Consider the following 12,779-nt stretch of genomic DNA (forward strand, 5'->3'; position numbering starts at 1 on the left):
GTCGTGACCGGCACCGGGGAAGCCGGCGCGACCGTCGTGATCTCGACGGCGGATGGCGTCGTCCTCGGCAGCAAGGTGGTCGGCAGCGACGGCACCTATCTTGTCGTGCTCGATCCCGCCCAGCGCAACGGCGAGGCACTGGTCGCCACCCAGCGCGATCCGGCCGGCAACGTCTCCGATCCCGTCGGCCTGAGCGCGCCGGATCTCACCGCGCCGCCACCCCCGGGCACGCTGGCGGTCGACGACGACGGCACCACCCTGACCGGAGCGGGCGAGGCGGGCGCGCGCGTCGAGGTGCGCGATCCGGACGGCACCCTGCTCGGCAGCGGCACCGTCGCGCCGGATGGAAGCTTCACCGTCGAGCTTGCCCCCGCACAGACCGCTGGCGAGACGCTGATGGTGACGCAGGCGGATGCCGCCGGCAACGTCTCCGGCCCGGCCAGCATCGATGCGCCGTTCGACGTTCAGGCGTACGACAATTTCAGGACCGCCTCGATCGATCTCGAGCCGACCACGACGTCGGTCGATCATGGCAGCGCCAATTATCTGGCGCTGGTGTCGCTCGGCCTGGTCAATCTTCAGGCGGAGGTGCTGTCGGTCAACAACGTTCGCTTCAGCGTGCAGGCGGGGCACAGTCTCGATGCCGAGTTCACCTACAATGCGCTGCTCAACATCGGCGTCGCGAGCGGCTATTCGGTCGTCGTGCAGCGTCTTGAGGGCACCCAGTGGGTCGCGGTCAGCGGCACCGGCCCCGCCTCCGTGCTGGAACTCGGCCTGCTCAACGGTGATCTTCGCGCGACCGAGACGTTCGGGCCGGGCGAATACCGCGCGTTTCTCACCTTCGACGGGGCGGCGGGCGTCGGGCTGCTTGGCAACCTGAACGTTACAGGCAGCGAGGCGGACTTCACCGCCAATGCCGACGTCACGCCGATCGCCGCGACGGGCAACGTCATCAGGGATGCGGGGCCGGACGGCAATGTGGATGCGGTCACCCCCGGCACGCTGCTCACAAGCGTCACCGTCAACGGCGTGCCGATCCCGGTCCTTCCGGGCGGCAGCACGATCAACACGGTATGGGGAACGCTGACGATCGCACCCGATGGCAACTACAGCTATCTGCCCAACGCCGATCCCGCCGCGATCGGCCGGACCGAGGTCTTCACCTACACCCTGTTCGACCCCTCAAGCGGCCAGATCGAAAGCGCGACCCTGTCGATCACCATCGATAGTCCGGATATCGCCGGCCCGCCGGTGGCGATGCCGGATACCGCAGTCGCCGCGGTCACCTTCGAGAATGTCGTCGCGATCGCGCCGTCCGCGCCGACGTTCGGTTTCACGTCGCAGCCGAGCGGGCTTCTGCAGTCCACAGGCTCTGGCAACGGCACGTTCACCGTCGCCGCCAACGCCGAGGCCGACATCACGATCACGGCAGTGCGGCAGGCCGGGCTCTCGGTATCGCTGCTGCCGACCTACACCGTCACCCTCCACAACGCCGACAACAGCGTCGTGCGAACCGAGACGGTGACGGCGCTCGCCAGCGCCCTGCTCGGAACGGCCGCGAGCTTCACCTTCAACGATCTGCCGGGCGGCGCCTACACCTATACCGTCAGCAGCTCGGCGACGACGCTGGGCAACTTCGGCACCACGGTTTCGCTCGGATCGGCCACGACCTTCCTCGACACCTACGCGCTCGCCACCCGCGAGACGGTGACGGGCAGCCTTGTCGACAACGACACGACCAACACGCCGTTCACCACCATCCGCATCAATGCCGGCGCGGGCATGGTGGAAATCGATCAGGCGCCGGTCTCGTTCGCCGGACAATACGGTACGCTTACCGTCGATCAGACGGGCCACTACACATATCAGCCGCACGAGACGCTCGCCTATTCGGCAACCGATCTGGTCGATACCTTTACCTACCAGTTCGTTCAGCCGAACGGGGTTGTTTCGGTATCGACGCTGAACGTGACGATCGACGTGCCCGGCGACGGCCCGGCGCTGGTGGCGACGACGACCAGCCTGGCGATGGCGCCTTCGGGCCACGAGGGCGACGTGATCCCGCTCGATGCGCTGACCCATCAGCCGGGTGGAGACGCCGCGGTGGCGCAGGACGTCGCGGTCAGTCTGGCGACCTATGATCTGTTCGAGGGGCAGGGCGATCTGGAGGACGTCCTGTCGAATTATTTGTCGGCCCGGCATGACGGCGCCACGGTGGTAGCGGACACGGCGAGTTACTCGTCCAACTCGATCGACCTGTCCGGCTCGACCGTCACCGATCCTTTCGATTATCTCGTTACAGTGAACGATCACGACCACGATAGAACCGTTTCGCAGCACGTAATGTAAATACACATAAATCAGTTGTTCGAGACGGTGCGCAGGCGGTTCGGCCCTTTTGAAGAAACCAATTGTTAATTGTCCCGGCCCTTTGCTACTCATAGCGGAGGGAATGGGATTCGATGATCTGCCGACGGTCAAACTCAGTGAAAGCGATCGTGTTCGGCGCTGCTCTTCTCGGGGTAGTCTATGGCGGCGCGGTAAGAGCGGGCACCCCTGCTCCAAAAAGTGACCGGGGGGGCGCCGCCGTTCCACATCTTGCGTACCACATCGATATCGATGCCGACGACATTCCCCGCCTGCCCGCGATCAGCGCCGCGCGTGACATCGCGGGAACGCAGGCGACTGCCCCCACGCAGACCGGGCCGGCCGGTGTCTCGGGGATGCATGACGCCGGGATACTGACGCTGGAGAGCGCAATCGCCGAGGCGGTGGCGTGGCATCCGTCGCTGATCGAGGCGGCCCGCACGCTCGCGGCGCGCGACGAGGATATCGCGGCGGCGCGCACCGGCTACCTGCCGCGGATCAGCGCCGGGGTCGGCAGCGGCTACGACAGCCGGGTCGCTGGAACGCTGCGCCCCCGGCCGCAGGTCGGCGCGTCGCAGATGGTCTATGATTTCGGCAAGGTATCGAGCGAGGTCGCGGGCGCGCAGGCCGGCGCCCACGTGAGCAGGGCGGAGATGCTGCTGGCCGTCGATACGCTGATCCGCGACACGGCCTATGCCCTCGTCGAGTATCAGCGCGCCGCCGCCCAGCGTGTGGTCGCGCGCGAGCAGGCGGAAAGCATCCGCCAGATCAGCGATCTGGTCGGCCGGCGCGCGGCGCTGGGCGCGGCCACCCGTTCCGATGCCCTGCAGGCAGAGGCGCGGGTCGAGGCCGTCGTCGCCAGCCTCGCCACGGCCGAGGCCGACGAGCGGCGCTGGGCGAGCAACCTGGCGTTCCTGCTCGGCCGCGAGGGGCCGCCGGCCGAGGTGACGGCGGAAGTGCCGGAATGGCTGATGCACAGCTGCGCGGTGCCGCCGCCCGCATGGGATACGGTGCCGGCGGCGATGATCGCCGACGCGCAGGTCGAGCGATCGTCCGCCGCGCTGCGCCGCAATCAGGCCGAGCGCTATCCGACGCTGTCGCTCGGCGGCGATGCCTCCACCGACGTCACCTCGCCGTTCGGCGATCGCGGGATCGTCAACTTCGGGCTGCGCGTGTCCAGCAACGTGTTCGCCGGCGGGGTCACCAAGGCCCGCGTCAGGGGCGCCACCTTCGAGCTCGACGCCGCGCAGGCGGGCGCCCGGCGTGTCCGCAACGAAACCAGCCAGCGGCTGACCGAAGCGCAGCAGCAGATCGCCAGCTTCTCGCAGGTGGCCGACATTCTGGCGTCGAGAGAGGGCAACATGCGCGAGACGGGCCGGCTCTATCGTATCCAGTATCTCGAAATGGGCACGCGCACGCTCGTCGATCTGCTCAACGCCGAACAGGAATTGCAGCAGGTTCGCTTCGAGGGAGCCAATACCACGCGCAACCTGCGCCGGCTCCAGATCGACTGCCTGTTCCTTTCCGGCCGGATGCGCGATGCCTTTCATCTTTCCGGCACGTCGTTGCGGGGGGTGCCGCTGTGAACGCCCCTTATGCCCCCGCCGCGACGCTGGACGGCTGGCTCGAACTGATCGGTCGCGTGGCGCGTCACTACCGCCTGCCGCTGTCCGAACAGCGCGCCCGCCTCGCCGCGCAATGGGAGGTCGGTGCCGACGAGGACGCGCGCGTCCGCACCCTGGCCCGCGCCTCGGGGTTGAGCGTCCGCTTCGCCGGGCCGAATGCCGTGCGGCTGACGAGCTGGCGGCTGCCGGTGATCGCCCGGCTGGGGGACGGCGAGATCGCGCTGATCGAAAGTGTCGATGCCGAGGGGTACGCCCACCTGACGCTACCCGGCGATCGCGGCGGCCAGACCCGGATACCGCTCGCCGAACTGCATGCCTCGGTGACCGGCTTCGTGATCCCGCGCCCGTCGCGGTCCGCGCCCGACATGCGGGTCGACAGCTATATCCGGCCGTATGAGGAGCATTGGCTGCGGCGGATCCTGATGCGCGACGGCCGGTCCTACGGCCATGTCGCGGTGGCGTCGGTCGTCACCAACTGCCTCGGGCTGGCCGGCGTCCTGTTCTCGATGCAGGTGTACGATCGGGTCGTGCCGGCGCGGTCGATCCCGACCCTCACCATCCTGTTCATCGGCGTGCTGATCGCGATCGGGTTCGATTTCCTGCTGCGGCGGCTGCGCACCGATATTGTCGACGTGCTGGGCAAGCGGGCCGATCTGCGCATCTCCGATCAGGTGTTCGGCCGGGCGTTGCGCGTGCGCAATTCGGCCCGCCCGCCTTCCACGGGCACGTTCATCGCGCAGCTTCGCGATCTCGATCAGGTGCGCGATCTGCTCACCTCCTCCACCGTCGCGGCGGTGGCCGACATGCCGTTCTTCTTCCTGTTCCTCGCCGTCCTGTGGTTCATCGGCGGCTGGATCGCGCTGGTGCCGCTCGCCGCCCTCGTCCTGCTGCTGCTGCCGGGGCTGCTCGCGCAGCGCCGCCTGCGCATGCTGGCGACCGAATCGATGCGTGAATCCTCGCTGCGCAACGCCATGCTGGTGGAGGCGGTGCAGGGCATCGAGGACATCAAGGGATTGCAGGCCGAAGACCGCTTCCACCACCAGTGGAACCATTACACCGCCGTCGCGGGCGAGGCGCAGTTGCGGTTGCGCCGCCTGACGAACGGCCTGTCGGTCTGGACGCAGAGCGTGCAGAACGGCGTCTATGCCGCGATCATCTTCGTCGGCGCGCCGCTCGTCATCGCGGGCGAGATCACGACCGGCGTCCTCGTCGCCACGTCCATCCTCGGTTCGCGGATGATGGCGCCGATGTCGCAGGTCACGCAACTGTTCAGCCGGTTGCAGCATGCGCGGGTCGCGATGGGCAGCCTCAACCAGATCATGGCGCTGCCGGTCGATTCCGCCGAGGCGGAGCGGCGGATTCCGCTGCCGGCGGTGCAGGGGGCGTTCGCCCTGCGCACGGCGGTGTTCACCTATGCGGATGCCGATGCGCCGCCCGCGCTCACCATCCCCCGGCTCGATATCGCCGCGGGCGAGCGGATCGCGCTGCTGGGCCGCAACGGGGCAGGAAAATCGACGTTGCTTCAGGGACTTTCGGGCATGCTGGTGCCGGTTTCGGGCGAGGTGCTGCTCGACAATCTCGCGCTGAACCAGATCGACCCCGCCGACGTGCGCCGCGATATCGGCCTGCTCACCCAGAACAGCCGGCTGTTTCACGGCACGCTGCGGGAGAATCTGACGCTTGGCGCGCCCGCCGCCTCGGACCCGGAGATCATCGAGATGCTTGCGATGGTCGGCGCCGACGCCATGATCCGGCGCCTGCGCGATGGCCTCGGCCATGTGGCGCAGGAGGGCGGACGCGGCCTGTCGGGCGGCCAGATCCAGGCCCTGCTGCTCGCACGGCTGCTGCTGCGCCAGCCCGTCGTCGCGCTGCTCGACGAGCCGACCGCCGCGATGGACGAGGGCGCCGAACGCCACTTCATCGAGCGGCTTGGCGTGTGGAGCCGGACGCGCACGCTGATCGTGGCGACTCACCGGATGCGGATGCTGGACATCGTCGACCGCATCGTCGTGATCGACAACGGCGGCATCCTGCTGGACGGCCCGCGCGACCAGATCCTCGCGACGATGCGCGGCACCCGGAGTGCGGCGGCATGACGAGCCGGACGATCGACGACGACCATCTGTTCGGTGGTGACGGCAAGGCGCGGCTGGTCGCCGCCACCCACATGGTGTGGGTGCTCGCCGCCCTTTTCGTCGCCGCGCTCGGCTGGGCGTGGCTGGCCCGGCTGGACGAGGTCGCGACCGGCGAGGCACGGGTCGTGCCGACCAGCCGGGAACAGGTGATCCAGTCGCTGGAAGGCGGCATTCTGGCGAAGATGCTCGTGCGGCAGGACGATATCGTCAAGCCGGGGCAAGTGCTGGCACAGCTCGACCCGACGCAGGCGGGATCGACGATGGACGAGAGCGCGGCCAAGTATCGCGCCGCGCTGGCCGGTGCGGCGCGCCTGCGCGCGGAGGCGAACGGCACGCCGCTGGCCTTCCCGCCGGAACTGAACGACCACCCGGACCTGAAGGCCGCCGAGACGAGCCTCTACGAAACCCGCCGTCGCAGCCTTGAATCGTCCGCTGCGCTGATCGACGAGAGCCTTGCGCTCATCGGGCGAGAGGTGCGCATCGGCCAGTCGCTGATCGAGGTCGGGGCCGCGAGCAACGTCGAGGTGCTGCGCCTGCAACGCCAGCGCGCCGACCTGCTGCTCAAGAAGGCCGACCTGCGGTCCCAGTATATGGTCGAGGCGCGGCAGGAACTCGCCAAGGCCACCGAGCAGGTCGATACGCTCGCGCCGGTGATGCGGGGGCGGTCCGACACGCTCCAGCGGCTCACCCTGCGGTCGCCGGTGCGCGGCGTCGTCAAGAATATCGAGGTGTCGACGATCGGCGGGGTCGTGCCGCCGAACGGCAAGCTGATGGAGATCGTGCCGCTCGACGAGCGGCTGCTGATCGAAGCCCGTGTCCAGCCGCGCGACATCGCCTTCATCCGCCCGGGCCAGTTCGCCAGCGTGAAGGTGACGGCCTATGACTATTCGATCTACGGCGGCCTCGACGGCACCGTCGCCAGCATCTCGCCCGATACGATCCGGGACGAGGTGAAGCCCGATGTCCTTTACTATCGCGTCTTCGTCCGGACGAAGGCGGACTCGCTCATCAGCAAGTCCGGCCGGCATTTCCCGATCACGCCCGGCATGGTCGCCACGGTGGACATCCACACCGGCAGCAAGACCGTGCTGCAATATCTGATGAAACCGCTCAATCGCGCGCAGGAGGCCCTGCGCGAACGATGAGAGCCCTCTTACCGGGTGAACAAGCGAATGCATCCGGACCCACGGGCGGCATGATCCCGCCCACCCTCCTGGCACAGGCGCGGCAGGCCAGGCAGCTCCGCGCCACGATGAGCGCCTTTCTGCCGAGCGGTCTGCTGGTCGATCCCGCATGGGACATGATGCTCGACCTGTTCATCGCGGCGGGAATGGGCGAACAGTTGCGCGTAAAGGACCTGATCCTGCTTTCGGGCGAGAGCCCCGCCAGCGCGATGCGCCGCATCGACCGCCTGCAGGAGGCGGACCTCCTCGTGCGCCATGCGGACCCGGACGATCACCGCCGCGTGCGCATCGGCCTGACGGCCAGGGGGCATAACGCGATGGCGGCGATGCTTGCCAACCTCTTCGACACCGGCGACGACAGGCAGACCGCGCCGGCCGCCAGGTCGTTCAGGCCCGATCCTCTCGATCCGGGTGATCGAGGCAAGCCGTAGTATCTGCGGGAGCAGTTCGCGGGATCGCTGCACGTCGGCGCGGCGCCTCGCCGGGGTCGCACCACGCGCAAGACAAACGTCAGTTCTCGAACGGCACCGGGCCATCGAGAAAGGACCGCGCCAGCGCCGCCGCGTCCGATGTGGCGGCGTCGAGAAAGCCATGGCCCCATTCGGGTTTGTCGACGATGCGCCCGTCGACCAGATACGCCTTCGCGCGCGGCGTATAGTGCTGCAGATCGTCACCGGGATTGATGATGAGGACGGGCTGCCTGACATCCGGCAATCCCATGTCGGGCTGGTGGTTGAACGCGGCGCGGTGGCCCCACCAGGCCTTGGTCCGGCCGAGCAGCCCATCGGGAAACATCTCGGCGACCGCTGCCAGATCGACACCCCGGCCCAGGTTGTGATGCACGAACCCGCGCCATCGCTTCATCAGATGCTCCCCGTCGAGGCTGGGCGGCACTTCCCGGTACAGCTCGCGCATGTCCGCCCGTTCGGCATCGGTGAGGAGCGGCGCCGAGACGAGGATCACGCGGCGGACCTGCTGCGGCCGCAGCCGGGCGAGATCGCAGGAGATCAGCGCCCCGGTGTGATAGCCCATCAGGTCGACCGGCCCGTCGATACCCAGCGCGTCGACGACCGCCGCCATCGCCCGCGCATAGTCGGCGATCTCCGGCGGTTCGGCCGGCCGGTCGGACATGCCGAACCCCGGGGTATCCACCGCCACCGCCAGCCTGTCCCGCCCCATCTCGGCGATGAAGTTCTCGAAGATGCGCCCGCTCATCGGACTCATGTGGAAACAGAACAATGGCGGTCGATCGGATGGGGTGCCCGCGACCCTCAGGTGCATCTGGCCGAACGGGCCATCGACATACCGTCGCCGGACGGTAGCCACGTTGTGATCGGAGGTCTTCAAGAGTGGCATCCCTTCCGTGAGTGGGACGACGCGTTCAGGCCGCGACCGGCACCGGCTGTACGGCCTGAAACCACGCGCCGTTCGGTCCCTGCACCGTGGCGATCCTGGCCGGGCCGAACCCCGGCACGTCGGTAGTGACGACGGACACGCCCGCCTTTGCCGCGATCGTCGCCGCATCGCGCACGATCAGCGTCGCGCCGAGCAGGCCGCGCGCCGGTGGCCGGGCGGATGCCCTGACCGAAACCTGCGATCCGGGCGGCAGACCGTAATCGATCACGCCAAAATACGGCTCTCGCTTGTTCAGGCCGACGTTCCACGCGCGCAACGTCATCCGCGCCGTGGTGCCGACCAGCGCGTCGAAGCTCGGATCGTCCAGCCCGTAGCGGTGGATGACGGTCAGCCCGAACACCTCCTCGAAGAAGGCAAGCGTGGCGTCGGCATCCTGCACCGGGCCGGAGATGCTCTGCGGCTCGCTGACGAGGCGATCGCGGACCGTCGCCAGATCGTCGAACAACGCGGCGTCGCCCGAGATCAGCGCGCAGACGACACCGTCCGGTCCCCACAGATGCGCTTCCTGATAGCGGCCCTCCGGCGTCTCGTAATCCGCCACATCCGGCTTGAAGGCGAAGCCCGCCGCCTCGATCGCCGCCAGTGCGGCGGGCAGGTCGGGGGCGTAGAAGTCGATCACCTTCAGCGCCTCGCTGTCGGACCCGCGCGACGGATCCCTGATCCGGGCCGGCGAGCCGGGATCGAAGCGCACCAGCCGCACGCCGAAGCGCGTACCCGGCGTCTCCAGCGTCACCTCGGTGCAGGACTGGCGATCGGTGCCCCAGATCGCCGTGGTTTCAGCGACGGACCGCTCGCATCGCGCGACCTCGCGCAGGCCGAACGCGGCGAACAGCGCGAGGTGCGCGTCGATGTCGCCCGACGATATGATCGGGCCGTGGATCGACCGGACGACCCCTGCCATTGCTTCGTCCCGCATACCCAGAGCCTCGCCGCATCGCCGGTCAATTGTTCTAACACTATATCATAATAGTCCCGATGCAATGCCGTAGTTACGGCCCGGAAACCACGCAGGATGGTGGCAGGGCGACCCGGTGGTAGCGCCGCCCAGCGCGAGAAGACCGGGAGCTGCCCCGCTCATCCTGAGGAGGGGCCGAGCTTGCCGAAGCATGTCCTGAGCCACGCCGAAGGGACCCGCCTCGAAGGACATGGCTGCCACCCTCCTTCGAGACGCCATTCTGGCAGGCTCGATGGTTCCTCAGGATGAGCGACCGGAGGGGCAGCCTCATGGCATCCGACCCTAATGATATTCCTCGCCGCCCGAGACGTTCATCGCCTCGCCGGTGACGTAGCTGGCCAGATCGGATGCGAGATAGAGGCAGGCGTTGGCGGTATCGATCGCCTGCCCGGTACGGCCGAGCGGCACACGGCCGCGAAAGCGCGTCCAATATTCTTCCATCGTCCAGCCGCGCGCGGCGGACAGGGTTTCGCGTTGCCAGTCGCCGAGATCGTTGGGGATATGGTTGGGGCAGACGGCGTTGACCGTGATGCCATGTTTGCCGAGATCGATCGCGGCCGAGCGGGTGAGGCCGACGATGCCATGCTTGGACGCGGCATAGGCCGACATCATCAAGATGCCCGACTTCGAGGCCTGCGACCCGATCGAGATGATCCGCCCACCCTTGCCGGCGGCGATCATCGCGCGCGCGGCATGTTTGATCTCGAGGAACACGCCGCGCAGGTTGACCGCCATCAGCCGGTCCCAGTCCTCGACCGCGAACTCCTCGACCGGGCCGATCAGGTCGCCGATGCCGGCGTTGTTGACCATGATATCGATGCTGCCGAAGCGCTCCCGGGCGAATGCGACCAGTGCTCCGATGTCTGCCTCCACCGTCACGTCCGCCGTGCGCGCGGCGGCCCTGCCACCGTTCGCCGCGATCGTCTCGACCAGCGCGGGCAGGTCGGCTTCGCCACGATCCGTCACGACGACGGCGGCGCCCGCCTCGCCGAACCGCCGGGCGATGGCGGCGCCGAGACCGCGTGTCCCGCCCGCGCCGGTGACGATCGCCACGCTGCCGGGCAGGCCGAGCGCAGCCGCGCCGGTCATTGCGCGAGTCCGGCGATCAGCGCCTCGCTGTCGCTGACCAGCCCGAGGCGCGGGAAGATGATTTCGAAGGCGAAGCGGTGCATCTCGGTGGAGAAGCTGCTCGTCGCATCCTCGGCGAAGAGGATCGAATAGCCATGCTCCCATGCCGCGCGCGCCGTGGATTCCACCCCCATGTTGGTGGCGATGCCGGCCAGCACGATCTGGGTGATGCCGCGCCGGCGAAGCTGCACGTCGAGATCGGTGCCGTGGAACGCGCCCCACTGATGCTTGCGCACCGCGATGTCGGAGGCTTCGGCCCCCAGTTCCGGCACGATCGTCACGAAGGCGGCGGGGTCGGCGGGCGCGGGAATTGCGGCGGCGTGTTTCTGGCACGGGGCATCGGCCATGTCGGCGGCCCAGCCCACGGTCACGAGGATTACCGGCAGGCGGCGGGCGCGGAACGCCTTGGCCAGCGCGGCGGCGCGCGCGACGACATCGGCGGCGGCGTGGGGCGCGGTGTCGCGGCGGGCGATGCCTTCCTGAAGATCGATGAGGACGAGGGCGCAGTGCGTATCGAGATCGGGGGAAGATGCGGTCACGGCAGATCCTTCGATGTTATTTGCGGGCGCCCGCGAGGAAGTAGCGGCCACCACGGGTCCGGGTCTGCTCGGCGCGATAGCCGCGCTGCACGATCAGGCTTGGGGCGTAGAGGCGGAACATGGCGTCGCGGCGGAAGCCGGCCCGGTCGAATTCCTCCTCCAGATTCATCGCGTAATAGCCGGCCATGAAAGGCTCGGCGTTGAAGTGGATGTCCCAGTCCCGCAGCGACTGATCGTAGGGATCGAGCTCGTCGAACGGCGGCGCATCGGAATGGAACATGATGCCGCCCGGCCGCAGCAGGCGGTGACATTCTGCGAACACCGCGCGCGTGGCCGCCTCGCAGGTTTCGTGCAGCAGGATCCGCGAGAAGACGAGATCGACGCTTTCGTCCGGATAGCCGGTGTGTTCGGCATTGCGCTGGCTGAACGTGACCGCCGTCTCCAGCGCCGAGGCGCGCGCGGCCCCGAACGCGAGGCACGGGCCGGACACATCGACGCCGACCACGTCCGCATCGGGAAAGGCGGCCTTGAACGGCAGCAACGTGTGGCCGACCGTACAGCCGAGTTCGAGAATCCGCCGCGGCGCGAAATCGGGGAACGCCTGCGTCAGCCGCGCGGCGATGCTGTGGCCGACATCGTCGACCAGTGGCCCCATGGCGGCGACGCGGTGGATCGACAGCGCGCGATCATAGGTGGCGCCCGCCGCGAGCGGATGGTGCTGGCCATGATCCTCATAGCCCCCCGTCATGTTGTGCGCGTCCTGCTGGACATAGTCGGGGAAGGGGAGGGCGGGATCGATCTCGAGCGTTGCCGGGCCATTGCCCAGCGCGGCAGCGCGCTCGGCCAGTGCGTCGACCTGTCCGTCCACGATGACGCGGGAGGCATCGAAGGCCTGCCGCTGCGCCTCGGTCCGGGCGACATACCAGGCGCGGTTCGGCCCGTAGCGTCGCATGGCGGCGGCGATCCCGCGCCAGTCGAGCGTGCGGCCCGGATCGGCCGCAAGCGCGGGGGCGACCACATCCCGGTAATGCGCGCGAAAGCCGGGGCGGACCTCGGCCTCCAGAAAGGTCTGCAACTCGCCCCAATAGGCTTCGCGCGTCGCGTCGCCGGATCGGGGGGGCAGCATCATCGCGTGCGGCATGTCGGTCATCGGCGTGGTGCCTGCACCCGCATCGTGCCGAAGATACGCTCGATGAAAGCGCGGCGCGCGGCCGCGAGGGATTCGGCGACACCCGGTTCGGGCACGTAGGCATCGACATCGCCGGGGCCGAACAGGCCGTGCGCGGCCGCGAGGCGTTCCACGATGTCCAGTCGCTCGCGCAGCACCACGACCTCGGCGGAAAGCGCGGTCGTAATTTGCAGGCTGCGATCGGCTACCGTGGTGCCGATCGGCTCGTCTTGCGGCATGGGAACTCCTCCGTTGCCAGGCC

General features: G+C 68.3%; 11 protein-coding genes. 5 read left to right on the forward strand and 6 right to left on the reverse strand.

Features of this window, described 5'->3' with window-relative positions; translation table 11 throughout:
* From FOY91_RS03805 to FOY91_RS03825, 5 genes are all read left to right on the forward strand, one after another.
* Positions 1 to 2,349, forward strand: a 2,349-nt coding sequence (locus FOY91_RS03805) for a BapA/Bap/LapF family large adhesin (protein WP_203234485.1), incomplete at its 5' end; no start/stop codon positions are given.
* A 137-nt stretch (positions 2,350 to 2,486) separates the two neighbouring features.
* Positions 2,487 to 3,953, forward strand: coding sequence for a TolC family protein (locus FOY91_RS03810; protein ID WP_238995224.1), 1,467 nt, complete (start codon positions 2,487 to 2,489; stop codon positions 3,951 to 3,953).
* Positions 3,950 to 6,088, forward strand: a complete 2,139-nt coding sequence (locus FOY91_RS03815) for a type I secretion system permease/ATPase (RefSeq protein ID WP_145148311.1) — start codon at positions 3,950 to 3,952, stop codon at positions 6,086 to 6,088. The genes FOY91_RS03810 and FOY91_RS03815 overlap by 4 nt, the downstream gene beginning before the upstream one ends.
* The gene (locus FOY91_RS03820) at positions 6,085 to 7,272 is read left to right on the forward strand and encodes an HlyD family type I secretion periplasmic adaptor subunit (RefSeq protein WP_145148313.1); all 1,188 of its coding nucleotides are present in this window, start codon (positions 6,085 to 6,087) and stop codon (positions 7,270 to 7,272) included. The genes FOY91_RS03815 and FOY91_RS03820 overlap by 4 nt, the downstream gene beginning before the upstream one ends.
* 50 nt (positions 7,273 to 7,322) lie before the next feature.
* Positions 7,323 to 7,742, forward strand: coding sequence for a MarR family winged helix-turn-helix transcriptional regulator (locus FOY91_RS03825; protein ID WP_162527124.1), 420 nt, complete (start codon positions 7,323 to 7,325; stop codon positions 7,740 to 7,742).
* Between the two features lie 79 nt (positions 7,743 to 7,821).
* Here FOY91_RS03825 and FOY91_RS03830 read toward each other — a convergent pair whose 3' ends face one another.
* The 6 genes from FOY91_RS03830 to FOY91_RS03850 all read right to left on the reverse strand — a co-directional run bounded on the left by FOY91_RS03830 (position 7,822) and on the right by FOY91_RS03850 (position 12,756).
* Positions 7,822 to 8,667, reverse strand: a complete 846-nt coding sequence (locus FOY91_RS03830; RefSeq protein WP_338062065.1) for an alpha/beta fold hydrolase — start codon at positions 8,665 to 8,667, stop codon at positions 7,822 to 7,824.
* Between the two features lie 25 nt (positions 8,668 to 8,692).
* Positions 8,693 to 9,628 carry a VOC family protein gene (locus FOY91_RS21535; protein ID WP_162527126.1) on the reverse strand — a complete coding sequence of 312 codons (936 nt, stop codon included), beginning with the start codon at positions 9,626 to 9,628 and terminating at the stop codon, positions 8,693 to 8,695.
* A gap of 336 nt (positions 9,629 to 9,964) precedes the next feature.
* A complete protein-coding gene (locus tag FOY91_RS03835; protein WP_145148319.1) occupies positions 9,965 to 10,771 on the reverse strand; it encodes an SDR family NAD(P)-dependent oxidoreductase in 807 nt (268 codons plus the stop codon).
* Positions 10,768 to 11,349, reverse strand: coding sequence for a hydrolase (locus FOY91_RS03840; protein WP_145148321.1), 582 nt, complete (start codon positions 11,347 to 11,349; stop codon positions 10,768 to 10,770). Before FOY91_RS03840 ends, FOY91_RS03835 begins: the two co-directional genes overlap by 4 nt.
* Positions 11,350 to 11,365: 16 nt before the next feature.
* Positions 11,366 to 12,499 carry a class I SAM-dependent methyltransferase gene (locus FOY91_RS03845; RefSeq protein ID WP_145148324.1) on the reverse strand — a complete coding sequence of 378 codons (1,134 nt, stop codon included), beginning with the start codon at positions 12,497 to 12,499 and terminating at the stop codon, positions 11,366 to 11,368.
* Entirely contained in the window at positions 12,496 to 12,756 is a 261-nt protein-coding gene (locus FOY91_RS03850; RefSeq protein ID WP_145148326.1) for a hypothetical protein, read from the reverse strand. The genes FOY91_RS03845 and FOY91_RS03850 overlap by 4 nt, the downstream gene beginning before the upstream one ends.
* Positions 12,757 to 12,779 lie beyond the last annotated feature (23 nt).

Origin of the sequence: Alterirhizorhabdus solaris (assembly GCF_007785815.1) — a bacterium.
In the GTDB taxonomy this organism is placed as follows: domain Bacteria; phylum Pseudomonadota; class Alphaproteobacteria; order Sphingomonadales; family Sphingomonadaceae; genus Alterirhizorhabdus; species Alterirhizorhabdus solaris.